The sequence below is a fragment of the Marivita sp. genome (assembly GCF_048006345.1).
Taxonomy (GTDB): domain Bacteria; phylum Pseudomonadota; class Alphaproteobacteria; order Rhodobacterales; family Rhodobacteraceae; genus Marivita.
Map to the genome: position 1 here is coordinate 673,612 of NZ_CP180351.1, position 25,375 is coordinate 698,986.

Here is a 25,375-nt window from a genome sequence, read left to right on the forward strand (position 1 = left end):
CGATTTAGGCGTGTCCGATGTCGCTGTCCACTGGCTTGGCACGATCATGTGACCCCGCGTCGCGTGACAGCGCCCAAGGCTTGGCATATGTCGAGGGTATGTTGGAATTTCAGATCATAGACGCCGCCCTGTTTCCGGCCATGAGCATCGCGCTTCTGGCGGGGGCACTGTCGTTCCTCAGCCCCTGTGTGCTGCCCATCGTGCCGCCGTATCTTGCCTATATGTCGGGGGTCAGTGTGGCGGATATGGAGCAGGGGGGCTCGGGTCGCAGAAAGGCCGTGATCTCGGCGCTGTTCTTTGTACTGGGTCTGTCGACGATCTTCATCCTGCTTGGGTTCACTGCCTCTGCCTTCGGAGCCTTCTTCCTTGAATATCAGACGCAACTTGCGCAGGCCTCCGGCGTTGTCGTGATCCTGTTCGGTCTGCACTTTCTGGGCGTGTTTCGCATTCCGTTTCTGGATCAGGAAAAGCGGCTTGAGGCTGGCGACCACGGTGGCTCGGCCTTTGGCGCGTATGTGCTGGGCCTTGCTTTTGCCTTTGGCTGGACGCCGTGCATCGGCCCGCAACTGGGCGCGATCCTGTCACTGGCGGCGTCCGAGGCATCTGTGGCCCGAGGAACGGTTCTGCTGGGCGTTTATGCGGCAGGACTGGGCATCCCGTTCCTGCTGGCGGCGATGTTCATGACCCGCGCCATGGGTCTGATGAACCGCATCAAGAAGCACATGCGCAAGATCGAACTGGCGATGGGGGCGTTGCTGGTGATCGTGGGTATCGCGCTGGTCACCGGGGCGTTTACCTCCTTCGCCTTCTGGCTGCTCGAGACGTTCCCGGGACTGGCGCTTCTGGGTTAACCGCCCTCAGCGCGTGGCGCGGGCTTTGAGGACCGACTGCCCCAGTGTGATCGTGTAGGCTTCGAGTGTCGCCAGCGCCCGGTCCACCGACGCCACATCACGGATTTCCAGACCAGCCACGATGGCGCGGTGCAGGTCGATGATCTCTGCCCGGCTTCGGGCGGTGAAGGTGATCATGTTCATGAGGGGCTGCATCGCCTCGACGCTACCAGCCAGATGATAGCTGAGCACTTCGTTGCCAGCGCAATCCACCAGCGCCCGGTGGAAGGCCACGTCGGACGCGCAGAACGCCTCGTCGGACAAGTCGGGTGCTGCCTGCGTGTCGATCTCGGAGCGCATCGCGGCCAGAAGTGCGTCGGTGCGTCGTTCGGCGGCCAGAGCGGTGCAACTGCGCTCCAGCGCGTAGCGGGCTTCGCAGGCAACCTGGAAGCTGATCGCGTTCATTCCCAGCAGCAAGGTCGAGGTGGTGACTTGCTGTGCCCGGGCTTCCTCATAAGAGAGGTGATTGACAAAGGCCCCGCCAAACGCGCCGCGTTCGGTGCGGATCAGCGACTGCGCGGCCAGCCGTTTCAACGCCTCGCGCACGGTGGCACGGGACACGCCGTGTTGATCTGCCAGCTCTGCCTCAGAGGGCAGGCGGTCGCCGACAAGTAACCGACCATCCACAATCGCAGTGCGGATGGCGTCCGCGATCTGGGCGGACAGGCTTTTCTCGGGTTCTGCATTTTTCATTTGTCAGGCATTTAAATGTCTGACAATTATTTTGGCAAGGCCCGAGTTGTCGGGCAGGGAGAGAATTTGCATGCTGGCAGACCGGATCAGACAGATGAGCGCGCCGCATTGGCTGGCTCTCTATGGTCTGGTTCTGCTGTGCTGGCTGGTGCTGGCCCTGATGGCGGTGCCGCCTGATCTGCGCGATGTGGCGCGGGTGTTCGGTGGCGATTTCTGGGAAGCGTTCTGCACAACAACACCGGATGCGGCCGGGTACCTGCGGCTCTGGATCATGTGGGGGCTGATGTCGGGTGCGATGATGGCGCCGACCGCTCTGCCTGCGCTGGCCACCTATGACGATCTGGGGCGGTCGACCGAGACCGACCTGGGCGCATTGCTGGCGGGGTATCTGGCGGTCTGGCTGGGCTTTTCGGCGCTGGCGGCGGGATTGCAGATCGGGCTGTTCGGTCTTGGCTGGGTCAGCGCCTTTGGCGACAGCCGTTCGGCGCTGCTGTCCGGTGGGCTTCTGGTGTTGGCCGGGGCCTATCAGTTCAGCGCGCTGAAAGAGGCGTGTCTGGCCAAGTGCCGGATGCCGATCACGTTTTTCATGGCGCATTGGAACGAGGGCGCATGGCGCAACGGGCTGCGCCTTGGGGCCGTGTGTCTTGGCTGCTGCTGGGCGCTGATGCTGCTCGGCTTTGTCGGCGGTGTGATGTCGCTGGGCTTTATGGGCCTCGCGACGCTGGTGATGACGTTGGAGAAATTGCGCGCTGGGGCCTGGATCACCCGGCCTTTGGGTGTGGTCCTGATTGGGGCTGGCCTGAGTGTGGCGCTTTTGGGATCGTAAGGGAGAGATGCGATGAGTGACCGATTGGACGTGGCGGAAAAGCTGGACAACCGCCATCCGGCCGCAGGGCGGCGGGAGCCGGAAATCCAGCCCTGGGCGATCAAGGGAGAGCTGATCCTCAACTGCAACTGCACGGTGTTCTGCCCCTGCGTGGTCAGCCTTGGCAAGCACCCGCCCACCGAGGGCCATTGCCAGACATGGGGCGGCGTGCGGATCGATTCCGGCCATTATGGCGATATTGATTTTTCCGGTCTGAACATCGGTCTCTTGATCGAGATCCCCGGCATGATGAGCCGTGGCAATTGGAAAGTGGCGCTGTTCGTGGACGAGCGCGCGGATGATCCCACCTTCGACGCGCTGGTCAAGGTGTTCAGCGGCGCCGCCAAGGGCACGACGGGTCTGTTCCAGGTGCTGGTGGGCGAGTTCCTTGGGGCCGAACGTCAGCCCGTCACCTATGAGACCGAGGGCAACACCCGCCACATCACCGTGGGGCGCAAGATTCAGGGGATCGTGCATCCGGTGGGCGGCAATGATCCGTCGAAAGATCTCGTGATCACCAACACCCAGTACTGGATGGGGCCGGACATCACCGTGGCCACCGCCACCAAAGGCAAGGTGCGCGCCTATGGGCGGGTGTGGGATTTTGATGGCCGCAGCGCCGAGATCTGCCAGATCGATTGGCACGGACCCAAGTAAATGTACGTCTTCCCGGAATATTGCGTGACGATGGCGCGGTATAATGCTTGGCAGAACAAGCAGTTACGGGCCGCATTTGACACTCTGTCCGAGGCTGAGTTGCGCAAGGAGCGCAAGGCGTTTTTCGGGTCGATCTTCAGCACGGCCAACCATATTCTCTGGGGTGACCGGATGTGGATGGCGCGGTTGGGGGTCGGAGAGGCTCCGGACGGGGATCATCTGACCCTGACGCCTACCCCGGCAGTCTGGGCCGGGGAGCGCTACAAGACGGATGCGAAGCTTTTGCATTGGGCGGAAAACCTGAACGCGGTCGATCTAAAAGGCGATGTGAAGTGGCGGTCGGTGATGGCCAACCGGGACTTCACACATCCGTTCGATCTGTGTGTGATGCATCTGTTCAATCACCAGACCCATCACCGTGGACAAATCCACGCGATGCTGACTGCGGCAGGGGCCACGGCGCCTGTCACCGATATCCTGTTCATGCCCGAAGACGGGCCCTGGTTGTAACCTTTCGGTCTGCTGGACGGCGCTCGCGCGATGCGCGTCGCCCCGCCCACCATCCCGAGTTCTGTGCATGAGGTGTGCGCATGGCTCTGATTTCTCCGTCCCGGCGGGTGCGCCGGACCCCGTTCTCGGATGGCAATGAGGCCGCCGGGGTCAAGGCCTATACGGTCTACAACCGGATGCTTCTGCCGACGGTGTTCCGGTCGGTTGAGGAAGACTACCGCCATCTGAAAGAGGCGGTGCAGGTCTGGGACGTGGCCTGCGAGCGGCAGGTGGAACTGCGCGGTCCGGATGCCGGGCGCTTGATGCAGATGCTGACCCCGCGCGATCTGCGGTCGATGCTGCCCGGACAGTGTTTCTATGTGCCCATCGTCGATGAGACCGGCGGGATGCTGAACGATCCTGTGGCGGTGAAGCTGGCCGAAGACCGCTGGTGGATTTCGATTGCCGACAGTGATCTGCTGTTTTGGGTCAAGGGGCTGGCTTACGGGTTCCGGCTGGATGTTCTGGTGGATGAACCGGACGTGTCGCCGCTGGCTGTGCAGGGGCCGAAGGCGGATGACCTGATGGCGCGGGTGTTTGGCGATCAGGTGCGTGACATCCGGTTCTTCCGGTTTGGCATGCTGGATTTCCAGGGAAGGTCGCTTGCAGTCGCCCGGTCGGGCTATTCGCGGCAGGGCGGGTTCGAGATCTATGTCGAGGGCAGCGATCTGGGCATGCCGCTTTGGAACGCGCTGATGGAAGCGGGCAAGGATCTGGATGTGCATGCGGGCTGTCCCAACCTGATCGAACGGATCGAGGGTGGATTGCTGAGCTACGGCAATGACATGACCGATGAGAACACGCCGCATGAATGTGGTTTGGGCAAGTTCTGCAACACCCAGACCGCGATTGGCTGTGTGGGGCGCGATGCGCTGCTGCGGGTGGCGCAAGAGGGGCCGATCCGGCAAATCCGGGCCATCGAGATCCATGGTGACCGGGTGCCTTTGTGTGACCGGCCCTGGCCTTTGATGGCGGGGGACGTGCAGGTGGGTCAGGTGACGAGTGCGGCGTGGAGCCCGGATTTCGGCACCAACGTGGCCATCGGCATGGTGCGGATGACACATTGGGACGAGGGCACCGATCTGGACGTGGTACTGCCGAACGAAGTGCGCGCGGCGCAGGTCTGGGAGACCTTCTGGGTCTGAGCGCGTTGAGAATTGGGGAGTGAGGGGCCAGCCCCTCACGCTCCCCGGAGTTTATTGGCAAGATGAAAAGGAGCAAGGCATGTTCAAGGCATTGATGGTTCGCAAGGACGAAGAGAGCGGCAAGACATCGGCGGCGGTGGAAGAGATCGGGTTGGATGACCTGCCGCAGGCCGAGGTGACGGTGTCGGTCGAGTATTCGACGGTGAACTACAAGGACGGGCTCTGCATCGGGCCGGGTGGCGGGCTTGTCCGCAAATATCCGCATGTGCCGGGGATTGATTTTGCCGGGACGGTCGAGGCGTCGGAGGATGACCGCTACAAGCCGGGCGACAAGGTGGTTCTGACCGGCTGGCGTGTCGGCGAGGCGCATTGGGGCGGGTACAGCCAGAAGGCGCGCGTGAAGGCCGATTGGCTGGTGCCGTTGCCTGAGGGCCTAGACACGCGTCAGGCGATGGCCGTGGGCACGGCGGGCTTTACCGCGATGCTGGCGGTGATGGCGCTTGAGGATCACGGCATCAAGCCGGGTCCGGTGCTGGTGACCGGGGCTGCCGGTGGTGTCGGATCGGTGGCGACGGCGATCCTTGCCGCTTTGGGGCACAAGGTGGCGGCAGTCACCGGGCGACCGGAACAGGCCGCCTATCTGGAGTCGCTCGGGGCGACGCAGATCGTGGCGCGGGAAGAACTGAACGAGACCGTCAAGCGGCCGCTTGAGTCCGAGACTTGGGGTGGCTGTGTAGACGCTGTAGGTGGCGCGATGCTGGCCCGTGTGCTGGGTCAGATGGAATACGGTGCGTCGGTTGCGGCTGTAGGTCTTGCGGGTGGGGCGAACTTGCCTGCGACCGTCATCCCGTTCCTGTTGCGGGGTGTAAACCTGCTGGGGATCGACAGCGTGATGCAGCCCTATGACAACCGCGTGCGGGCATGGCAGCGCATTGCCCAGGACCTGCCGATGGACAAGCTGGAGGCGATGGTGACACCGGCCACATTGGCCGATCTGCCTGGTCTTGGGGCGGACATCCTCAAGGGTCAGGTCAAGGGCCGGGTTGTGGTCGACGTGGCTGCGGGGTGAACGCGCTGTGTCTTGAAGGTTGCGGGAAAACGGCACCCTGTAGGCCGTAGGCTCCGAATTCTACCAACAAGCGTTGAGGTTTTTGACGACCTCGTTGTGTTGTGAAATCACACCAACCGCCGTTCCGGTTCGCATCGGGGCGGCGGTTCTTTTTTGGCCTTGGTGCTTGTCGCCCGCATTTGAGCGAAGCCTGGCGGCACCGTTGCGGAGCGGGCCACCGGTTCGGTCATGGTGGTTCGTCAGGCTTATCGGGGAACGCGAGGCCGCCTTGTGCGTTTGCCGAGGAGAGCGAAAGAAAAATTCCAACAAAAGGGGACGGTTGATGACCGATACTTCAGCAAGTCAGGGAATACCTGAGCCAGAGGGGTCTTCCCAGATTATCGAGACCGATTACGAGATTGGTCAGGACAATTTCGAAACCCAGATCGGGCCGTTCGGGCTGGATATTCACAACCCTGTTTTCGTCGTGTCGGGGGCCTGCATTATTGCGTTCGTGTTCTACACGCTGGCCTTGCCGGAACAGGCCGGGGCTGCGTTCAGCTGGATGTTCAGCGCGGTGACGCAGGGGTTTGACTGGTTCTTCCTGAGTGCGGCCAACATTTTTGTGCTGTTCTGCCTGCTGCTGATCGTTCTGCCGGTTGGCTCGGTGCGTTTGGGTGGGGCGGAGGCGGCGCCGGATTATACCTATGTCGGCTGGTTCGCGATGCTCTTTGCGGCGGGCATGGGCATTGGTCTCATGTTTTACGGCGTGTCTGAGCCGATGAGCCATTTTGCGGCGTCCATCGGTGGCACGGCTGCCGAAGGTGGCGCGCGGACAGACTGGGCGCCTTTGGGGGCCGCTGCCGGGGATGAACAGGCGGCTGTGCGGCTGGCTTTTGCTTCAACGATTTTTCATTGGGGTCTGCACCCTTGGGCGATTTACGCGGTGGTGGCTTTGGCGCTGGCACTGTTTTCCTACAACAAGGGCCTACCGCTGACGATCCGTTCGGCCTTCTATCCGATCCTTGGTGACCGTGTCTGGGGCTGGCCGGGGCATGTGATCGACATTCTGGCGGTGTTTGCAACGCTGTTCGGTCTGGCGACATCGCTGGGCTTTGGTGCGACTCAGGCCAACGCGGGTCTGAATGAACTCTTTGGCGTGCCGATTGGCTCAACCACCGAAGTTATTCTGATCTCGGCCATCACGGCTGTTGCGCTGATTTCGGTGGTGCGTGGTCTTGATGGCGGGGTGAAGGTGCTGTCCGAGATCAACATGGGTCTGGCGGCGCTGCTTTTGCTCTTCGTGTTGTTCGCGGGGCCGACGATTGCGATCCTGACCGGGTTTGTCGATTACCTTGCGGCCTATCTGACTTATCTGCCGGCGCTGTCGAACCCGATCGGTCGGGAAGACACCAATTTCATGCAGGGCTGGACCTCGTTCTACTGGGCGTGGTGGATCAGTTGGTCGCCGTTTGTGGGCATGTTCATCGCCCGTGTCAGTCGAGGGCGCACCGTGCGCGAATTCCTCATCTGCGTGTTGCTGATCCCGTCGCTGGTCTGTGTGCTGTGGATGTCTGTCTTTGGCGGTGTGGCGATCCAGCAGGTTGTGCAGGACGGCTACACTGCGGCGCAGGAGGCCCCGCTTGAACTGAAGCTGTTCAAGATGCTGGACGCGCTGCCGCTGGCCTCCATCACCAGCTTCATCGGCATCATCCTTGTGATCGTGTTCTTTGTCACGTCGTCGGATTCGGGGTCGCTGGTGATTGATACGATCACGGCCGGTGGCAAGGTTGACGCGCCGGTGCCGCAGCGGGTGTTCTGGTGCATCTTCGAGGGGGCTGTTGCCATCGTTCTGCTGCTGTCGGCGGGCGGGTTGCAGTCATTGCAATCCATGGTGATCTCGACCGGGTTGCCGTTTACCATCGTGCTTTTGGTGATGTGCGTTGCGATCTGGAAAGGGTTACAGGCCGAACGTCGCATTCTCTAACGCAGATATCCCGGTCTATAGTCCGCTCCGAGAGTGTTCGGGGCGGACTTTTCGTGTCATGTTATTCCGGTGTTATCGCCCGCAGGACCGCTGTGATTGCAAGGAATAAGAAAAGACCATGCCATGCTAGATATTGATTTTGTGCGCTCCAACTTCCCGGCATTTTCCGAACCGTCTCTTGAGGGGCAGGCGTTTTTCGAAAACGCCGGGGGGTCATACACCTGTGGACAGGTGATCGACCGGCTGACGCGCACCTACCGATCCCGCAAAGTGCAGCCCTATGCGCCTTATGCGGCGTCGCAAGTGGCCGGGGCCGAGATGGACGAGGCGCGTTCGCGATTGGCCAAATTGATGGGGGTCGAGACCGATGAGCTGAGTTTCGGGCCGTCAACCACGCAGAATACATACGTTCTGGCACAGGCCTTCCGGCAGTTCATGTCGCCCGGCGAAGCGATCATCGTGACCAACCAGGATCACGAAGCCAATACAGGCGCCTGGCGTCAGTTGGCCAACAAGGGGATCGTGGTTCGGGAATGGAAGGTGAACCCCGAGACCGGGCATCTGGACACGGATGATCTGGAAGACCTGCTGGACGAAAAAGTGCGGCTGGTGTGTTTTCCCCATTGCTCCAATGTGGTTGGCGAGATCAACCCGGTGCTTGAGATCACTGCGCTATGCCACGCGGCGGGCGCGTTTGTCTGTGTCGATGGAGTGAGCTACGCGCCGCACGGCTTTGTCGATGTGGGGAATCTCGGCCCGGACATCTACCTGTTTTCAAGCTACAAGACCTACGGGCCGCATCAGGGCATCATGGTGATCCGGCGCAACCTGGGGCAGTTGTTGCCGAACCAGGGGCATTATTTCAACGCAGGCACGCTTTACAAACGGTTTACGCCTGCGGGGCCGGACCATGCGCAGGTGGCCGCCTGTGCGGGCATGGTGGATTACATGGAGGCCTTGGGGGCGCATCACGGGGTGTCGGTCGGCGGTGTCCATGATTTGATGCGGGCGCATGAGGTGGCGTTGTTGCAGCCGTTGTTGGATGCCGTGAAGGACCGGAATTCGGTGCGGCTCATCGGCCCCTCCGAGGCCGCCTCGCGCGCGCCCACGGTGGCGCTGGCGCTGAACCGGCCCGGTGAAGAGGTGGCGGCGGAACTGGCGCAGCACGGGGTGATGTGTGGCGGCGGCGATTTCTATGCGGTCCGTGCGCTCGAGGCGATGGGTGTGGATATGCATAAGGGCGTGCTTCGCCTGAGTTTTGTCCACTACACGTCTGAGGCCGAGGTCACGAAGGCCATCGAGGCTTTGGACGCGGTGCTGTAGGGGGCGCTGCCCCCGTCCGCCAGTGGCGGACTCCCCCGAAGTATTTGGGAACCAGAGAAGTCAGGAGCTGCGTTTGACCTTTGACGCGGCGCGGCTAGGTCGCGCGGAAACAGAATGGCAAGGGGCAGGGCGATGACATTTCCGACACTTGTGTGGATCCGCAGGGACTTGCGGTTGAGCGATCACGCGGCCTTGGTCGCAGCGGTCAAGCGCGGCGGGCCGGTCATTCCGGTCTTTCTGCACGATGATCTGGTGGATGGGCTTGGGGCCGCGCCAAAGTGGCGCTTGGGGCTTGGGCTTGAATGCTATGGCGAGGCGTTGGAAGCCAAGGGCAGCCGGTTGGTCCTGCGGTCAGGGGATGCGCGTGAGGTCATCCCGGCGCTTGCCAAGGAGGTCGGCGCGGGCGCGGTGTTCTGGCAACGGGCGTATGACCCGGCGTCGGTCGAGCGGGATACCGATGTGAAGACGGCGCTCAAGGAGGCGGGCGTCGAGGCCAAGAGCTTTGCCGGGCATCTGATGTTTGAGCCTTGGACGGTCGAGACCGGGCAGGGAACGTACTACAAGGTCTACACGCCGTTCTGGAAATCGGTGCGGGACCGGTCGGTCGAGGCGCCTTTGTCCGCGCCGTCGTCGCTGCCTGCGCCCGAAGCTTGGCCCGAGAGTGAGACGCTGGAGGATTGGGCGCTGGGGGCTGGGATGAAGCGCGGGGCGGATGTGGTCCGTCCCTTTGTGCAATTGGGCGAGCAGGCGGCGCAGTCCCGGCTGGGGGCGTTCATCGCCTCCAAGGTGGCCGATTATGACCGGACACGCGATCTGCCCGGTGTGGACGGCACTTCGAACCTGTCGGAGAACCTGGCTTTGGGCGAGATCAGCCCGGCGCAGTGCTGGCATGCGGGGCAGCGCGCAATGCAGGATGGCAAGGCGGGGGCGGAGACCTTTCTCAAGGAGTTGGTCTGGCGCGAGTTTGCCTATCATCTGATGTGGCACACGCCGCGCATCCTGACTGACAACTGGCGCGAGGAATGGCAGGCGTTCCCGTGGAACGAGGATGAGCGGAAAGCCGAAGTCAAGGCGTGGAAACAGGGTCGCACGGGAATTCGCTTTGTCGATGCGGCGATGCGCGAGATGTACGTTTCGGGCCGTATGCACAATCGGGGACGCATGATCGTTGCCAGCTATCTGACCAAGCACCTGATGTGCCATTGGAAGATTGGCCTGCGGTGGTTCGAGGACTGCCTGATCGACTGGGATCCGGCGTCGAATGCGATGGGCTGGCAATGGTCGGCGGGGTCCGGGCCGGATGCGACGCCCTATTTCCGGGTGTTCAACCCGGTGACCCAGTTGGACAAGTTCGACAAGGATCGCGGCTATGTCAGCCGGTGGATCGCGGAAGACTACGGCACGCCGCATGACGATGCTCTGGCCTATTTCGATGCAATCCCGAAATCGTGGGGCATGTCGCCTTCAGCCGATTACCCGGAGCCGATCGTTGCGCCGGACGAAGGGCGCAAACGCGCCCTTGCGGCATATGAAAACCGGGATTTCTGATCTTGCGGTTGCTGCTGTGGCGCGCCGTCGTCCAAAATATCGCAAGATGAACAAAATCCGTTACTTAACGTCCGGTATATCTTGTCTTTGGCGGGGTTGGACTACCTAGGGTTAACACTTGCCTGCCCTGCGCGGCTATGAATAGTGTCACATAACATAGACAGCGGAAGCCCTGCATGATCCTGACAACGACCGAAAATCAGCCAAATCTGCCGCGCTATTTTGCGCAGGTCTTCGCGATGGCGGACAAGCTGCAAAAGGGACGGATTGATTTCGTCCTTCAGGACGGGCGGCATTTCCGGGCGGAAGGCAAAGAGCCGGGACCGGTTGCAGAGGTGCATGTTCACAACAACGACCTGTTCGCACGGCTGATCCGGGACGGAGATTTGGGGTTCAGCGATGCCTATCTCGAAGGATGGTGGAGCACGCCTGACCTTCAGGCCTTCATGGATTTCGTGCATGGCGACAACAACGATGTCTATGACAGCTTTCCGGGCATGAAATTCGTTCGGTGGTACGAACAATTGCGGTTCTGGATGCAGTCGAATTCAAAGCGGCAGGCGAAAAAGAACATCAGTTACCATTACGATCTGGGCAACGATTTCTACGCTCTGTGGCTGGACGATACGATGACCTATTCATCGGCCCTGTTTGAAACCGGACAGGAAAGTACCGAAAAGGCGCAGATCGCCAAGTACAAGAGCATGGTCGACCAGATGGGCGCGCAGCCCGGCGATCATGTGCTTGAGATTGGCTGTGGTTGGGGTGGTTTTGCCGAATATGCCGCCAAGGAGCGGGGTCTCAAGGTCACCGGCCTGACGATCAGCGAAGAGCAGTACAAGTACGCGGTGGACCGGATTGCCAAGGCGGGTTTGTCCGATCGTGTGACTTTCAAGTTGCAGGATTACCGCGATGAGAAAGGCCAATACGACGGAATCGCGTCCATCGAGATGTTCGAAGCGGTGGGCCAGAAATACTGGCCGACCTATTTCAAATCGGTGAAAAATTGCCTCAAACCCGGCAAACACGCGACATTGCAAATCATTACGGTCGAGGAATCGCGCTGGGAGATTTACAACCGAGGTGTTGATTTCATTCAGAAATACATCTTCCCCGGTGGCATGCTGCCCAGTCCGGGCGTGTTGCGGCAGGAGATCGAGGCGGCGGGTCTCAAGGTCGCCCAGTCCATCGAATTCGGCGAAAGCTACAGCCAGACGCTGCGCCGCTGGCATGAGACATTCAATGAAAAATGGGATCAGGTGTCGGCACTCGGTTTTGACGAGCGGTTCCGCAGAATGTGGAATTTTTATCTCACCTCTTGCGCGGCGACCTTCCATAGCGGAAACTGTGACGTGACCCAGATCACCATCACGAGACCAAGTTAGATGCCCACCGCCTCCAAAGCCGTCGCAGCACTTTGTCTGGCAGCTTTGGGATACTTGGCGTCCGAAATGTTCAAGACGCTGATGCCGGCCAGCACGTATTTCGGCAACTTCTCCACATACAACGCGATCATCGGCGCTTTTGTCGGTTGGATCATCGTGGGAACGCGTGCGGGCCGCGGTACGAAAGACGCCATCGCAAACGGACTGACAGGGGTCGCTGCGCTGATCTTCTGGTGCGTTTTCGTGCATGCCTGCCTTGAGATGTTCAACCTGTCGATGAAGCGCCGGTACGACGGCCCGGTTGAGGCGTTCTCGGCGATTTTTGAGATCGGGATCGAATATGCGGGCCTGCTGATGAACCCGATGATGATCTCGACCCTGCTGATCGGCGCGCTGCTGACGGGGTATTTTTCGGAATACGCGGCGCGGAACTGGAAATAGAGCGATTTGTCGGCGCTGTTTTTCTACGGCACCTTGTGCCACATTCCCTTGTTGGAAGCGGTGTTGGGTGTTGGTTCGAACGCGTTGACCAATCGCTTGAAAACTGCGGTGCTGCCTGACCATCATGTGTCCTGGGTCAAGGATCAACCTTATCCGATGATCGAAAAAGCGCCGGGGCGGACCGCGAAGGGCGTTCTTTTGGCGGCTGTTACGGAAGATGAAGAGGAGCGCCTAAGGTATTACGAAGGCGCATTTTCTTACCATCTCAGTGAAGTGTCGATCCTCGTCGACGCGGCCAGCGAAACGGCGCTTTGCTTTTACCCAATGTCCAATGATCAGGTCCGTGGAGCGGATTGGGTGCTGGCGGATTGGGTGCGCGGCTGGGGTGAAATGGCGGTGGGGGCGGCCCGTGACGTGATGGCCCGTCGTGCGCGCTATGACGCGGAAACGGCTGCAAGTCTGCGTCCGTTCCTGATGGCGCGTCACTGGTCGCGGATGATGGCGCGCAAGGCGGCGGGACCGACAACGCGCAGGAATACGGCCAAGGCGGGCGATGTCACGGTCCATGACCGGGGCGTGGGATATAACGGTTTTTTCGAGCTTGCGGAATTTCGGTTCGATCACCTCCGCTTCGACGGAACCCGCAGTCCACGCGTGACGCGCGAAGCGTTTCTGGCCTTCGATGCGGCTTTGGTTCTGCCCTACGATCCGGCGACAGATCACATCTTGCTGATCGAACAATTGCGCTTTGGTCCATTGTGGCGGGAGGATCCGCAGCCTTGGGTGTTCGAACCGATCGCGGGGTTGGTGGATGCGGGCGAAGACCCGGCCGATACCGCGCGGCGCGAAGCGATGGAGGAAAGCGGACTGCAGCTTGGCGCTTTGGAGCCGATGGTGCAGGTCTATGCGTCGCCCGGCTATTCCACCGAATTTTTTCATTGCTTTCTGGGGGTTGTCGACCTTTCCTCATTTTCCGCTTCGCGCAACGGCTTGGCATCGGAGCATGAAGATATCCGCAGCCATGTGATACCTTTCGATACGGCCATGGCCTTGGTGCAAAGCGGTGAGATCAACGCCGGGCCGTTGATCATGATGCTGTATTGGCTCGCGGCGGAACGCGACCGATTGCGCGCCTCGGCTTGAGTTCCTTGGCCTGCGGGCCTACACCCTGAAGAAACACATCTGACGGGGGCACCATGCGTTTTGCAGGCGAACTGGCCGAAGCAGTCGGCAACACTCCTTTGATCAAGCTGCGCAAGGCCAGCGAACTGACCGGGTGCACCATTCTGGGCAAGGCCGAGTTCCTCAATCCGGGCCAATCGGTCAAGGATCGCGCGGCGCTGTTCATCATCAAGGATGCGATCGCCAAGGGCACACTGAAACCGGGTGGGACCATTGTCGAAGGCACGGCGGGCAATACCGGGATCGGTCTCGCGCTTGTGGGCGCGTCCATGGGGTTCAAGACGGTGATCGTGATCCCTGAAACGCAGAGCCAGGAAAAGAAGGACATGCTGCGCCTTGCGGGGGCGGAGTTGGTCGAAGTTCCGGCTGCGCCCTACAAAAACCCGAACAACTATGTGCGTTATTCCGGCCGTCTGGCCGAAGAGATGGCGCGGCGCAGCAATGAAGGTGTGATCTGGGCCAACCAGTTCGACAACGTCGCCAACCGTCAGGCACATATCGAAACCACAGGGCCCGAGATTTGGGCGCAGACCGACGGCAAGGTCGACGGCTTCATTTGTGCCGTGGGGTCTGGTGGCACTTTGGCAGGTGTGGCCGAGGCATTGCAGCATAAGGGCGTCAAGATCGGTCTGGCCGATCCGATGGGCGCTGCGCTTTATTCCTATTACACCACGGGCGAATTCAAATCCGAAGGAGGGTCGATCACGGAAGGGATCGGGCAGGGGCGCGTGACGGCGAACCTCGAAGGGTTCAAACCCGACTTCGCCTACCAGATCCCCGATGAAGAAGCGTTGCCCATCGTGTTCGACCTGCTGGCGGACGAAGGCCTGTGCCTTGGTGGTTCGTCCGGCATCAACATCGCGGGTGCGATGCGGCTTGCGAAGGATCTGGGACCGGGACACACCATCGTGACGATCCTGTGCGACTACGGCACGCGGTATCAGTCAAAACTCTTCAACCCGGCGTTCCTCAAGGAAAAAGGGTTACCCGTGCCGGAATGGCTGGATGCCGCGCCACTGGATATTCCCAAGGTCTTCGAAGACGTATGACCCGGCTCTTCGCAGCTTTCCGAGCGGCGACGTTCCTTTTCCTGTTCGCCGCGTCGACGGTCTGGGCGCAATCCGACCCGATGGATTACGACGCCTGGGAAAAGGTGGCGACCCGCGCTGAAACTGCGATCGAAGAGGGCGATACCCCGACAGATGGGCTTGAAGCGCTCCGCTCGGAACTGTCGTCCTATCGGGACCGTTTGCTGGGGTTGCAGACTGCGGGCGATCCCCGGTTGTCGACGTTGCAATCGCAGCTCGAAGCGTTGGGGCCACCGCCCGAGGACGGTGCCGAGCCCGAAGAGATCTCGGAGCGACGAGAAGAGCTTGAGCGCCAGATCGCGCAGTTGCAGGCACCGCTTCTACGGGCGCAGGAGGCTTACAGTCGTGCAGACGGCCTGATCACTGCGATCGACGAAACGATCCGCTCGCGCGAGACGGAACGCCTGTTGCAGCGCGATTTCGGGCCACTTAATCCGCGCCTTTGGGCGCCGGCCATCACAAGCCTCTTCCTGCCTTTCGAGGAAATCGCCAGCGAAGTCAGGACCAACATGGCCGATGAAGAGAAGCGCAACACGCTTCTCGATGAACTGCCGATGATCCTGCTGCTGATCGGTATCGCCCTGCTTTTGTTGTTCCGGGCGCCAAAGCTGATCGACAGGCTTGGCGCGTGGTTGCGGGCCAAGACGCGACGCGGCACCGGCGTCTGGAGCACGCTGCTGTCGCTGCTGCGGCTTTTGCTGCCGACGGGCGGACTGCTGCTGATCGTGCTCGCCGCCACGATTAGCAACATGCTGGGATTACGTGGTACGCAGATCATATTCGTCCTGCCGTTGATGCTTTTCGTCGTTCTGGTGGCGCGCTGGCTCGCTGCGGAGACCTTTTCGAGCGACGATGACGTCAACACGATCTCGTTGTCGCAGCAGCGACGGACCGAAGCACGGTATTACGTCAACTCGCTGTCATGGCTGCTCGCGCTGAACGCGCTCTTTGCCTACCTGATCGAGATCGGGGAATGGGCCGTCGAGACGCAGGCGGTTCTGGGTTTCGTTATCCATCTTCTGTGCGGTCTGATCCTGTTCCGCCTTGGGCAAATCCTGCGCCGTGCCGGTCCGCTGGCCGGGGCTGAAGCGTTGGGCGAGCCGGGGCAGCTGTCCTTCCCGTCGCGGCTTGCAAGGCTGGCGGGGCAGGGCGCGATGCTGGTCGGAGTGATGGGCCCCGTTCTGTCGGCCATCGGCTATTTCAACATCGCCGTTGCGCTGATCTTTCCCACCATCATCACGCTGGGCCTGTTTGCGTTTCTGTTGATCCTCCAGCGCCTGATCCGTGATCTCTATCATCTGTTCACGGGCAAGCCGCTCGACGAAACCCAGAGCCTTTTGCCTGTTGTCTCCGGCAGTGTGCTGGCGCTTGTGGCCCTTCCGGTGCTGGCGCTGATCTGGGGCGCGCGGGTGGCTGATCTGACGGAAATCTGGGTGCGGTTCCAGGCCGGGTTCTCGTTCGGCGACACGCGGATTTCACCAACGGACTTCCTGACCTTCGCGATTGTCTTTGCCATTGGCTACATCCTCACCCGGCTGTTGCAGAGCGGGTTGCGGGGATCGGTTCTGCCCAAGACGCGGATCGACAAGGGTGGGCAAACCGCCATTGTGTCAGGCACCGGGTATCTTGGCATCTTTCTGTCGGTCATCATCGCGATCACGTCTGCGGGTATTGACCTGACGGCCTTGGCCTTTGTCGCTGGTGCGCTGTCTGTCGGGATTGGTTTCGGCCTGCAGAACATCGTGCAGAACTTCGTTTCAGGGATCATTCTTTTGATCGAACGGCCGATTTCCGAAGGCGACTGGATCGAGGTGAACGGCCAGCACGGGACTGTGCGCGACATCTCGGTGCGGTCGACTCGGATCGAGACCTTCGACCGGACCGAGGTGATCGTGCCCAATGCGGACCTCGTGTCGAACTCGGTCACGAACTACACGCGTGGCAATACGCTGGGTCGGCTGATCGTGGAGGTCGGCGTGGCCTATGGCACCGATACCCGCAAGGTCGAGGACATTCTCTACAAGATCGCGCGCAACCACGACATGGTGCTGATGAACCCTGAACCCTTTGTGCATTTCAAAGGTTTCGGCGCGGATTCGCTTGATTTCGACGTGAGGATGATCCTGCGGGATGTGACCAAGATTCTGGTGGTGCGCACCGAAGTGAACCACCAGATCGTCGAAGCCTTCAAGAAGGAAGGGATCGAAATTCCCTTTGCGCAGCGCGACATCTGGTTGCGTAATCCAGAAGCCCTGGCAGGTCCGCCGCAAGCGCCGACCCAGTCCAAAGACCCCGAGGAGCCAACATCTTGACCGATATGCAAGACCCGCTCTACCGCACCGATGCCTATACCCGCGAGGTGGCAGCACGCGTGGTGTCCCATACTGAAGAAGGTGGGGTCATTCTGGACAAGGCGCTGTTCTATCCCACGGGTGGGGGGCAACCCGGGGACAGCGGCTGGATCGATTGGGACGGCATGTCGCTGAGCATCGCCACAACCGTCAAAGGACCTGCGGGCGAAAGCGTGCTGGTGCCGTCGGAACCGACACGGTTGCCGCCGGTCGGGGCGCATGTGACGCAGCGGCTCGACTGGGACCGGCGATACAAGCACATGCGGGTCCACACCGCGCTGCACCTGCTGTCGGTGGTGATCCCTTTGCCTGTGACAGGTGGCGCCATCGGTGCAGGGCGCGGCCGGCTTGATTTCATGATGCCCGCCCCCCCCGAAGACCGCGATGCGCTGGAAGACGCGTTGAACCGCCTGATCGACCGGGATCTCGTGGTCAGCGACAGCTGGATCACCGATGCCGAACTGGATGCCAATCCGTCGCTCGTGAAGACCATGTCGGTCCAGCCCCCGCGCGGCAGCGGCCGGGTGCGCCTTGTGCGGATCGGGGACGGCGACGATCAGGTCGATCTGCAACCCTGCGGCGGCACTCATGTGGCCCGTACGGGTGAGATCGGGCGTGTTGTATTCGGCAAGATCGAGAACAAGGGCAAACAGAACCGCCGGGTGAACATCGCGCTGGAGGTGTGATGCACCGAACGCCGTTTCTGGTCGTCGGAGCCTTTGTCGCTCTGATCGGTTTGGTCTTGCTCGTTGCCCCTGAAAGCTACTTTCAGCTTTATGCAATTGACTATGTGCCGGGCATGGATTTCCCGGCCCGGAGATTTGCCCCGGCTGTCCTGGCGCTTGGTGCGCTGCTCATCAGCGCGCGCAGGCTGGAGCCCGGACCGTTTGTTGCAACACTTAGCCTGATCAGTGCTCTTGCGTTTCTTGGCGTTGCCGCCACGGGTGTACAGGCTTGGAACGCCGGTATCGCCAACCGCGCAATCCTTGGCGCTGCTGTTCTGGAGATCGCGGTTGCACTGGTTTTCCTGTGGCTCTGGTCCCGGATGCGCAAAGTTTGATGGAAAGTTGCGACCTTACGCAACAAACGCCCTTGCATCCCCCCAACGGTTTCTTCTAAACACCGCCTCGGACAGGTGGCCGAGTGGTCGAAGGCGCGCGCCTGGAAAGTGCGTAGGCGGGAGACCGTCTCGAGGGTTCGAATCCCTTCCTGTCCGCCACCATTCATTTCCTCTGTTTTCGAAATGGTCGCTTTGGGCGGCCTTTTTCCTTAATAAGCATGGGCTTGGATGCTTTCCCAATTTTCTTTCGATGATGGTTAATCGCATTCCCTGATTGGTACGGACTGTGGTGTTCTCAGAATGGCTTTGTTGGGTAAGCTGACCAAGGAGCTGGTTGAGAACCTTGGTGCTGGGCGTCACGGTGACGGTAATGGGCTTTACTGGTTGTTGATCCATCCGGCGTGCGTCGCTGGATCGTGCGTCTTGTGATCGGCGCGAAGGCCGAGACCAGTGTGATCAGCACGGCGACCTTCATAAGGGCAGCCTTGAGCCGGGCGGCATTGACCGGCTGAGCCGGTTCGGTGCGCACTATTGACGGGCGCGCCGCTGCCATGACCGATCATACGAATATCCTGAACATCGCTGGCGACGACATTGCGCACGGCATTCAGTCGTAGGTGAGCGAGAGCGTAACGCTGAAACTGGGTCGGCAGACCGAGCCGCGAGGCATCGACCAGGTACGTCGCGAGGTAGAGGTGGACCGCTTCACTCGGCCCTGTGTTTTGCTCTGAACAACCGGGCCACCTTGTGCGGGCAGCCCGGTCACTGTTTGCGGTCAGGCTATGAACAGGTCGTCGATGACCGAGAAGTTGGCGAGGATGCTCACGTCGGCGTTCTGGATGACGATTTGATCGCGGTCGCCGCCTTCAAGGGTGACGATCAGATTGCCGTTGCGCTCGATCCAGTTGCGGATCTGAATGCCGTCTTCCAGCACGATCGAATCTTCGGCGGCATTGAAATCGGTGATCACGTCCCGGTCGCGGGTGCCGTCGCGTGCATCCGCGCCAAAGACAAACACATCGGCTCCTGCATTGCCGGTCAGCCGGTCGTCGCCGTCGCCACCGCGGATCAACTCGTCCGCAGCCGTCCCGATCAGCCGGTCGCCGCCATCCGTGCCTTCCAAGAGGGTCAGCATCGGCTCAGGCTCTGGTTCGGGATTTGGCGCCACTGCTCCGGTTGGCGTGAAGCCGAAATCGGCCCAGCTCAGGTCGTGGTCGACATATGCGTCGAATTGGACACGGGCCACATCGGAAAGCGACTTGCCAACACTTGCCAGCGCTTCGGGATCGAGAAGAAAGTACTCAGTTGACTCCAGAAACTTGAAGGTGACCATGTCATAGAGTGCTTCGACACCGGTAAGCGCTGTTCCGTCCATGAAGAAGACAGTGGTCAAGGCCTCGCCATTGTTGGGCGCAACAAATCCCACACCGGGGACAAGCTGCTGTACTCCATCGAATATCGCGACCCCATTCGGGGTCGCAGATGGCACAAGTCTCTCGCCCGCATCGTTGCCACGGATCAGATCGTTGTCCGTCAGCGTTACCTCGCGGATGCTGGTTAAATTGCCTTTGTCTTGCTGGAAGTATTGAGTGGTGAATTGCTGTGTCATGGGTTTTCCTTTTTGCCGCGCAAAACCGTCAACGCGTTTGCGTTTAGCAACAGACCGTTCGTCCGCGGGGCGGTGGATGTTACAACCCGGCGATCACAGGTTGGTGAGGTGCGTCCCAGCCTAAGGTCACGATTTTGTGTATATATCTCAAATTGTTAGTCTGCCTCTGACGGCCCGTGTAACAAACGGGTCTGGGACGTGAACTGGTGATATGAATGGTAGAGCAAATCGATCACTGGGAGCGACTTTTGGTGGCCGCCAATTCTGGCGATGCGCGGTCATATTCCCAATTTCTGCAGGAAGTGACGCCCGTTCTGCGGGGTATAATTCGCGCGAAGGGCATCAGTTTGGGCGAGGCATGCTGTGAAGATGTCCTTCAGGAGGTCTTGCTTGCGATTCACGTCAAGCGGCACACCTTGGTACCCGGCGCTCCGGTCCGTCCGTGGCTTTATGCAATCGCACGTTACAAGACCGTCGATGCGTTCCGAGCGCGAGGGCGCGAGATCACGGTGCCGATTGACGGCTTTATCGACGTGTTGGCAGCCGAAGCCGGACTCGACCCAACCGAAGCGTCGGATATGGCAAAGATGATCGGTATGCTGGATCACCGGTCGGCCATGATCATCCGAAAGATCGGAATGGAAGGCGTCAGCATCGCCGAGACCGGGACAGCACTCAAGATGAGCGAGGGCGCGGTCCGCGTCGCCCTTCACCGTGCGCTGAAAACGTTGGCCGTTCTGAGAGAAAGGCATGTCAAATGAATACCGATGACCTGATCCGGGCACTGGCCGCCGACACATCCCGGAAACACGCGCCACGCACGACGCTCCTTTTGGGAATGATTCCCTCTTTGTCGATTGCCGTTCTGGCGGTCTGGCTTGTGCTTGGATTTCGCGCCGATCTTCTGGCTGCAATGACCACACCTGTGTCCGTGCCGCGCCTTGTCCTGACCGGGCTTTTGGGCATCGTGGCCTCCCGCCTTGTCCTGCGTCTCGCGCGTCCCGAAGGAGAGCAGAGCGCACGCTTCTGGCCGTTGGGGTGTATCGGGATCGTGGCGCTGGGTCTTCTCGTCTGGGCATTTTTGACAACCCCACCGGATGCGGTGCAAATGGCGGTTGTCGGGAAAACGATGACGACCTGCCTGATCGCGATCCCCTTGCTGTCTGTTTTGCCCGTCGCAACCCTCCATCATGTCCTGCGCAACGGCGCACCAACAGCCCCTCTTCGTGCCGGGTTCGTCGCCGGTCTTGCCGGCTCGGGCTTCGCGGCAGCGGTCTATGCATTGTACTGCATCGAAGACAGTCCCTTGTTCTATGTAACATGGTACGGCCTCGCCATCATGGGTGTCACAGCGGTGTCCACCGCCATTGGCGCGCGCAGCTTTCGTTGGTGACGGTGTTCTGCTTGGGGCGGATGCATAAATGCTTGGGCCCGGTAACTTCTGACGCCAGCCGCGATCCTTGGTCAGGATCCTTTCATTACGTGAAGTGTCGTCTCGCGGCCCCGGCCCAAACAGCCGTAACAACCGCCTGGCGGCTTCTCTCGAAAAAATTGCGCAAATGGCACATTTGTTACTTTCCAGCCGTAATCGCGGCGTGCCAACGTTCGGTAAAGTATTGTGGGGGTCCAGATGCTTAGCGTCGAAGAAATTATAGCACGTTATTACGTTGGATATTATAACAGGGCACCCGATCCCGAGGGGTTCGAGTTCTGGGTGACCGCTTATCAGAATGGCGTCTCCACGCTCGAGATTGCCAACTTCTTTTCGGACCAGAACGAAACGCGGGCGCTTTATCCGTATTTCTCTGATCCCGAGAACGGCTCGCCCGAGCAGTTCATCACTTCGATCTACAACAACCTTTTCAATCGCGAGCCGGACGCCGAAGGTCTGGCCTTCTGGATCGACGCACTGACCAGCGGGAATGTGAACACTGGACAGATGATCGAAGAGATCATCGGCGGCGCGCGGACCAACCCCGATCTTGCAGTGGTGCAGAACAAGGTTGCCAGTGCCCTTTACTGGGAAGATCAGGCAAACAACTTTGGGGCTTTCGTTTACGATGCTGCTGCGGCGGCTTCGGCTGTGGCCGTTTTGGATGGCGTCACCGACAACATCGCGAGTGTCGGGATGTCACGGGACGAGGCCAACAGCTTCTTCGCAACGTTGGGTCTTGAAAAGGGCGACGTGGGCGAAGGCTTGACCGACGACGGTTCGGACTCCGACAAAGTGGGGGTCAGCACATCTGCACGCGGCGACCATGGCGAGGTCTCTGTCCTGAGTGTGCAATCCAATTCCGTTATCAATATAGATGCGTTCCGAAATGATGCGCGCTTTGCCGGGATTGACGGGTCAGGCCAGACAATCGCCGTGCTCGATACGGGTATTGACCTCGACAACAGGGCCTTCGGACCGGATGCCAATAATGACGGGATTTCCGATCGGATCATTTTCTCGCGGGACTTCACATCGGAAGGTGATGGGACGGCCAACGATATCGAAGGCCACGGAACACATGTTACATCCATCATCGGCTCGTCCTCGAACAATACCCTTGGAGTTGCGCCAGGTGTAAACATTGTGGCGCTGCAGGTTTTGGACGCGACGGGCTCGGGTACAGCGGCGGGAATCGAGGATTCCCTGCAATGGCTGGTGCAACATGCCGAGTCCTTGAACATCACCACGGTCAACATGTCGCTGGGTGACGCGACGAACATCAACAACCTGATGTCCCACCCGATTTATGGCGACGAACTGCGCGTCCTGCATGATGACCTGAACGTCACTGTGATTGTTGCTGCGGGAAACAGCTACGATGTGTTCCAGACAGAGGGTGCCAGTTCTCTGGCGGTTGATCCGCATGTCATTGCTGTTGGTGCCGTCGGCGGATCGATCTCAACCCGCGACGATGTCGCTTTCTTTTCCCAGCGATCCGATGATATCCCGACGATCTTTGCCCCGGGGGAAGCCATCGTCGGCGCAACGCCGGGTGGCGGAACAGGCGCCTTCTCCGGGACAAGTCAGGCCGCCCCGCATGTGGCGGGTCTTGTCGTTCTTGCCCAGCACTTGGCGCAGCGGGACCTGGGCAGGTCTTTGACACCGGACGAGATCGCGAGTGTGTTGAGTCAATCGAGCAACAGCTTTGTCGATGGCGAAAATCTGAGTGACCGCGTGGTCAATACGGGCAGCACCTATCTTAGGGTCGATGCCTTGCGCCTAGGCGAGGCGGTGCTTGCGCTTGGCGGGGGCGGAGGCCCCGCTCCGACACCGAATCCGACACCGGTTCCTGTGCCAACGCCGGTCAACGACATTCCCGGCTCCATTGCAACGGATGCCTCGATCGCGGTGAACAGCACCCGGACGAGCACAATCGATTTTGATGGAGATCAAGACTATTTCGAGGTTTCTCTGACGCCCGGCACGTACGAATTCACCCTCAGAGGAGCGTCTTCCGGATCGGGTACCTTGAGCGATCCTCTGCTGACCTTGCTTTCGTCATCGGGTGGGTTCGTTGCCAGCAATGATGACGCCGGAACCGGCCTAGATTCGCTGCTAAACTTCATCGTGACCAGCCCCGCCACATATTTCTTGAGTGCCAGCGCTTATGGAAATGCGACCGGCACCTATGAATTGGGCGTCACACAGCTCAGCGGTGTAAGCGGCGATATCGGCGAGACGATTGACACTGCAGGGCGCTTGGACGTCGGGCAATCCACCACAAACGAACTTGAGTTCGGAGGTGACAGGGATTGGTTCGCCATCGAATTGGTCAACGGGACTGCGTACACCTTTGATCTGGTCGGCAACACACTTACCGACCCGTATCTCGCGCTGTACAATGAAAACGGAACCATCGTAGCCGCCATCGACAGTGACGGCGAAGGGCAGAACGCCAGCCTTGATTTCGTGGCCAATCGAACCGCGACCTATTACCTGTCGGCAGAGGCGTTTTCCACGTTCGAGACAGGCACCTATACTTTGAGTGCCCGTCAGCGTGCCGAGAACGGCGACGATTATGCGGATGGTCCGAACACGTCCGGTTCTCTTGACGCGATCAACGGCAGCATCGGGGGCGGCCTCGAGACTCTCGGCGATCAGGACTGGTTCCGGGTCGATCTGGTAGCCGGAAGCACCTATGAGTTCCAACTCAATCGGGCCGACACGGCACAGCCGCTTTCGGACCCCTTCCTGTATCTCTACGATTCAAATGGCACCTTGTTGGGCTCGAATGATGATTCCGCAGGTGGGCTCAATTCCCTGCTCACATTCAATGCCCAGAACAGCCAATCCTATTTTCTGGCGGCGGCGGCCTTTGCCGATAATGGCACGGGCGACTACCTTTTGACCGCAACGCGCCTGTCGCAAGGCGAGAACGATGTCCCCGGAAACATATCGTCGACGGCCACATTGGCCGTTGGTCAGACAATCGGCGGAACAATCGATCTGCCGGGAGATTTCGATTGGTATGGGGTGAACACCGTCGCAGGACAGACCTATCAATTCTCTCTGGTTTCCGCGGGCAATGCTCCAGTGGCCGATCCATGGCTGACGCTCTATGACAGCGCCGGCAACTTCATCGACTTCAACGACAATGGTGGCACAGGATCAAATGCCTATATCGAATATGTCGCGGTCACCGGCGGGCGCGTCTTCATATCGGCAGAAGCCTTTGATCTGACGAGCGATGTCGGAACATACGAAATTAGCTTGAGCAGCCCGACGACGCTTCCCGGCGATATCCCCAACAATCAGACGACGCAGGCAACCCTCGCTCCTGGGCAGACGCGCGCAGGTGTGATCGACGTTCCAGGTGACATCGACTGGTATCGCGTTCAGCTCGAGGCAGGTCAGACCTATCAGATTTCACTGAATTCCGCGGGCAATGACCCCTTGGGGGATGCATGGCTCGGTTTGTATGATGCCGCAGGTTTCCTGATCGCATTCGATGATGACAGTGGCGGCGGGCGTAACGCTTATCTGGAATATCAGGCGCTGGTGAATGAAACCGTGTTCATCTCTGCCGAAGCCTATGATCTGAATTTCGATTTTGGCACCTACGAACTGGGCCTGTCGGTACGCGGGGCAGTGTCCAGCGACATCCCCAGCAACACGTCGACACCGGCGTCGATTTCTCTGGATCAGATCATTGAGGGTCTCATCGACGTGCCGGGAGACGCGGACTGGTATGCAGCGAACCTTTCTGCAGGCGAGACGTACTTCTTCCTTATGACCGGGTCCGACACCGCGAACTCTTTGGCAGACCCTTATCTCATTCTTTACGACAGTTTCGGGAACATCATAGCAGAGGACGACGACTCGCTCGGTGGAGGGGATTCCCTGATCGAGTACACCCCCCTCGTCGATGAACGGGTTTACATCTCGGCCGAGGCTTATGATCTGGCTACAGACAGCGGGGTGTATCTGATCGGACTGATCAATGAACAGTCCTTTCTGAGCAGTCTCGATCCCTTCTGATTGGCCAAGTACGGTTGGTCTCGCGGTTGCAGTTGGAGTTGTTTGGCGAACGCTTGCCCGCGTCGGACGTGCTCGGACCAG

At 60.0% G+C, this 25,375-nt stretch carries 21 protein-coding genes and 1 tRNA gene; 20 read left to right on the forward strand and 2 right to left on the reverse strand.

The window, feature by feature from the left end:
* Nucleotides 1-98 precede the first annotated feature (98 nt).
* Nucleotides 99-851, forward strand: a complete 753-nt coding sequence (locus ACMVPR_RS03355) for a cytochrome c biogenesis CcdA family protein (RefSeq protein ID WP_416884610.1) — start codon at nucleotides 99-101, stop codon at nucleotides 849-851.
* Nucleotides 852-857: 6 nt separating this feature from the next.
* Here the strand turns inward: ACMVPR_RS03355 and ACMVPR_RS03360 are convergent, their stop codons facing one another.
* Entirely contained in the window at nucleotides 858-1,583 is a 726-nt protein-coding gene (locus ACMVPR_RS03360) for a FadR/GntR family transcriptional regulator (protein WP_416881706.1), read from the reverse strand.
* 70 nt (nucleotides 1,584-1,653) lie between these two features.
* Here ACMVPR_RS03360 and ACMVPR_RS03365 point away from each other — a divergent pair, with 70 nt between their 5' ends.
* The 16 genes from ACMVPR_RS03365 (at nucleotide 1,654) to ACMVPR_RS03440 (ending at nucleotide 18,371) form a co-directional block, all read left to right on the forward strand.
* Entirely contained in the window at nucleotides 1,654-2,409 is a 756-nt protein-coding gene (locus ACMVPR_RS03365) for a DUF2182 domain-containing protein (protein ID WP_416881707.1), read from the forward strand.
* A gap of 12 nt (nucleotides 2,410-2,421) precedes the next feature.
* On the forward strand, nucleotides 2,422-3,105 hold the full coding sequence (locus ACMVPR_RS03370; RefSeq protein ID WP_292307232.1) for a DUF1326 domain-containing protein: 684 nt from the start codon (nucleotides 2,422-2,424) through the stop codon (nucleotides 3,103-3,105).
* The gene (locus ACMVPR_RS03375) at nucleotides 3,106-3,615 is read left to right on the forward strand and encodes a DinB family protein (RefSeq protein ID WP_416881708.1); all 510 of its coding nucleotides are present in this window, start codon (nucleotides 3,106-3,108) and stop codon (nucleotides 3,613-3,615) included. It abuts the gene before it with no gap.
* Nucleotides 3,616-3,695: 80 nt separating this feature from the next.
* A complete protein-coding gene (locus ACMVPR_RS03380) occupies nucleotides 3,696-4,799 on the forward strand; it encodes a dimethylsulfoniopropionate demethylase (protein ID WP_416881709.1) in 1,104 nt (367 codons plus the stop codon).
* 79 nt (nucleotides 4,800-4,878) lie between these two features.
* Nucleotides 4,879-5,868 (forward strand): acryloyl-CoA reductase, encoded by a 990-nt coding sequence (gene acuI, locus ACMVPR_RS03385; protein WP_416881710.1) that lies wholly within the window; start codon nucleotides 4,879-4,881, stop codon nucleotides 5,866-5,868.
* A 322-nt stretch (nucleotides 5,869-6,190) separates the two neighbouring features.
* Nucleotides 6,191-7,834 (forward strand): BCCT family transporter, encoded by a 1,644-nt coding sequence (locus ACMVPR_RS03390; RefSeq protein ID WP_416881711.1) that lies wholly within the window; start codon nucleotides 6,191-6,193, stop codon nucleotides 7,832-7,834.
* Nucleotides 7,835-7,957: 123 nt separating this feature from the next.
* Nucleotides 7,958-9,157: an aminotransferase class V-fold PLP-dependent enzyme gene (locus ACMVPR_RS03395; RefSeq protein ID WP_416881712.1), complete on the forward strand. Its 1,200-nt coding sequence runs from the start codon at nucleotides 7,958-7,960 to the stop codon at nucleotides 9,155-9,157.
* 132 nt (nucleotides 9,158-9,289) lie between these two features.
* Nucleotides 9,290-10,705 (forward strand): cryptochrome/photolyase family protein, encoded by a 1,416-nt coding sequence (locus ACMVPR_RS03400; protein ID WP_416881713.1) that lies wholly within the window; start codon nucleotides 9,290-9,292, stop codon nucleotides 10,703-10,705.
* A gap of 176 nt (nucleotides 10,706-10,881) precedes the next feature.
* Nucleotides 10,882-12,090, forward strand: a complete 1,209-nt coding sequence (locus ACMVPR_RS03405) for a class I SAM-dependent methyltransferase (RefSeq protein ID WP_416881714.1) — start codon at nucleotides 10,882-10,884, stop codon at nucleotides 12,088-12,090.
* Nucleotides 12,091-12,531 (forward strand): TrgA family protein, encoded by a 441-nt coding sequence (locus ACMVPR_RS03410; RefSeq protein ID WP_300581950.1) that lies wholly within the window; start codon nucleotides 12,091-12,093, stop codon nucleotides 12,529-12,531. It abuts the gene before it with no gap.
* A 6-nt stretch (nucleotides 12,532-12,537) separates the two neighbouring features.
* Nucleotides 12,538-13,674: an NUDIX domain-containing protein gene (locus ACMVPR_RS03415; protein WP_416881715.1), complete on the forward strand. Its 1,137-nt coding sequence runs from the start codon at nucleotides 12,538-12,540 to the stop codon at nucleotides 13,672-13,674.
* A gap of 53 nt (nucleotides 13,675-13,727) precedes the next feature.
* Nucleotides 13,728-14,762 (forward strand): cysteine synthase A, encoded by a 1,035-nt coding sequence (locus tag ACMVPR_RS03420; RefSeq protein ID WP_292267287.1) that lies wholly within the window; start codon nucleotides 13,728-13,730, stop codon nucleotides 14,760-14,762.
* Nucleotides 14,759-17,113, forward strand: a complete 2,355-nt coding sequence (locus tag ACMVPR_RS03425) for a DUF3772 domain-containing protein (protein WP_416881716.1) — start codon at nucleotides 14,759-14,761, stop codon at nucleotides 17,111-17,113. The genes ACMVPR_RS03420 and ACMVPR_RS03425 overlap by 4 nt, the downstream gene beginning before the upstream one ends.
* Nucleotides 17,114-17,118: 5 nt before the next feature.
* Entirely contained in the window at nucleotides 17,119-17,838 is a 720-nt protein-coding gene (locus ACMVPR_RS03430; RefSeq protein ID WP_300581990.1) for an alanyl-tRNA editing protein, read from the forward strand.
* The gene (locus ACMVPR_RS03435; protein WP_416881717.1) at nucleotides 17,838-18,212 is read left to right on the forward strand and encodes a hypothetical protein; all 375 of its coding nucleotides are present in this window, start codon (nucleotides 17,838-17,840) and stop codon (nucleotides 18,210-18,212) included. Before ACMVPR_RS03430 ends, ACMVPR_RS03435 begins: the two co-directional genes overlap by 1 nt.
* A gap of 69 nt (nucleotides 18,213-18,281) precedes the next feature.
* Nucleotides 18,282-18,371, forward strand: a tRNA-Ser gene (locus ACMVPR_RS03440).
* A 616-nt stretch (nucleotides 18,372-18,987) separates the two neighbouring features.
* Here ACMVPR_RS03440 and ACMVPR_RS03445 read toward each other — a convergent pair.
* Entirely contained in the window at nucleotides 18,988-19,821 is an 834-nt protein-coding gene (locus tag ACMVPR_RS03445) for a M10 family metallopeptidase C-terminal domain-containing protein (protein WP_416881718.1), read from the reverse strand.
* A 215-nt stretch (nucleotides 19,822-20,036) separates the two neighbouring features.
* On the opposite strand from ACMVPR_RS03445, the gene ACMVPR_RS03450 reads away from it, so the two are divergent.
* The 3 genes from ACMVPR_RS03450 to ACMVPR_RS03460 all read left to right on the forward strand — a co-directional run bounded on the left by ACMVPR_RS03450 (nucleotide 20,037) and on the right by ACMVPR_RS03460 (nucleotide 25,294).
* Nucleotides 20,037-20,582 carry a sigma factor-like helix-turn-helix DNA-binding protein gene (locus ACMVPR_RS03450; protein ID WP_416881719.1) on the forward strand — a complete coding sequence of 182 codons (546 nt, stop codon included), beginning with the start codon at nucleotides 20,037-20,039 and terminating at the stop codon, nucleotides 20,580-20,582.
* Nucleotides 20,579-21,214, forward strand: a complete 636-nt coding sequence (locus tag ACMVPR_RS03455; protein WP_416881720.1) for an NrsF family protein — start codon at nucleotides 20,579-20,581, stop codon at nucleotides 21,212-21,214. The genes ACMVPR_RS03450 and ACMVPR_RS03455 overlap by 4 nt, the downstream gene beginning before the upstream one ends.
* A 237-nt stretch (nucleotides 21,215-21,451) precedes the next feature.
* Nucleotides 21,452-25,294: a S8 family serine peptidase gene (locus ACMVPR_RS03460; RefSeq protein WP_416881721.1), complete on the forward strand. Its 3,843-nt coding sequence runs from the start codon at nucleotides 21,452-21,454 to the stop codon at nucleotides 25,292-25,294.
* Nucleotides 25,295-25,375 lie beyond the last annotated feature (81 nt).

Coding starts and splice junctions, on each gene's coding strand:
- ACMVPR_RS03355 (WP_416884610.1), top strand. CDS start 99: ATGTTGGAATTTCAGATCATAGACGCCGCCCTGTTTCCGGCCATGAGC.
- ACMVPR_RS03360 (WP_416881706.1), bottom strand. CDS start 1,583: ATGAAAAATGCAGAACCCGAGAAAAGCCTGTCCGCCCAGATCGCGGAC.
- ACMVPR_RS03365 (WP_416881707.1), top strand. CDS start 1,654: ATGCTGGCAGACCGGATCAGACAGATGAGCGCGCCGCATTGGCTGGCT.
- ACMVPR_RS03370 (WP_292307232.1), top strand. CDS start 2,422: ATGAGTGACCGATTGGACGTGGCGGAAAAGCTGGACAACCGCCATCCG.
- ACMVPR_RS03375 (WP_416881708.1), top strand. CDS start 3,106: ATGTACGTCTTCCCGGAATATTGCGTGACGATGGCGCGGTATAATGCT.
- ACMVPR_RS03380 (WP_416881709.1), top strand. CDS start 3,696: ATGGCTCTGATTTCTCCGTCCCGGCGGGTGCGCCGGACCCCGTTCTCG.
- acuI (WP_416881710.1), top strand. CDS start 4,879: ATGTTCAAGGCATTGATGGTTCGCAAGGACGAAGAGAGCGGCAAGACA.
- ACMVPR_RS03390 (WP_416881711.1), top strand. CDS start 6,191: ATGACCGATACTTCAGCAAGTCAGGGAATACCTGAGCCAGAGGGGTCT.
- ACMVPR_RS03395 (WP_416881712.1), top strand. CDS start 7,958: ATGCTAGATATTGATTTTGTGCGCTCCAACTTCCCGGCATTTTCCGAA.
- ACMVPR_RS03400 (WP_416881713.1), top strand. CDS start 9,290: ATGACATTTCCGACACTTGTGTGGATCCGCAGGGACTTGCGGTTGAGC.
- ACMVPR_RS03405 (WP_416881714.1), top strand. CDS start 10,882: ATGATCCTGACAACGACCGAAAATCAGCCAAATCTGCCGCGCTATTTT.
- ACMVPR_RS03410 (WP_300581950.1), top strand. CDS start 12,091: ATGCCCACCGCCTCCAAAGCCGTCGCAGCACTTTGTCTGGCAGCTTTG.
- ACMVPR_RS03420 (WP_292267287.1), top strand. CDS start 13,728: ATGCGTTTTGCAGGCGAACTGGCCGAAGCAGTCGGCAACACTCCTTTG.
- ACMVPR_RS03425 (WP_416881716.1), top strand. CDS start 14,759: ATGACCCGGCTCTTCGCAGCTTTCCGAGCGGCGACGTTCCTTTTCCTG.
- ACMVPR_RS03430 (WP_300581990.1), top strand. CDS start 17,119: ATGCAAGACCCGCTCTACCGCACCGATGCCTATACCCGCGAGGTGGCA.
- ACMVPR_RS03435 (WP_416881717.1), top strand. CDS start 17,838: ATGCACCGAACGCCGTTTCTGGTCGTCGGAGCCTTTGTCGCTCTGATC.
- ACMVPR_RS03445 (WP_416881718.1), bottom strand. CDS start 19,821: ATGACACAGCAATTCACCACTCAATACTTCCAGCAAGACAAAGGCAAT.
- ACMVPR_RS03450 (WP_416881719.1), top strand. CDS start 20,037: ATGGTAGAGCAAATCGATCACTGGGAGCGACTTTTGGTGGCCGCCAAT.
- ACMVPR_RS03455 (WP_416881720.1), top strand. CDS start 20,579: ATGAATACCGATGACCTGATCCGGGCACTGGCCGCCGACACATCCCGG.
- ACMVPR_RS03460 (WP_416881721.1), top strand. CDS start 21,452: ATGCTTAGCGTCGAAGAAATTATAGCACGTTATTACGTTGGATATTAT.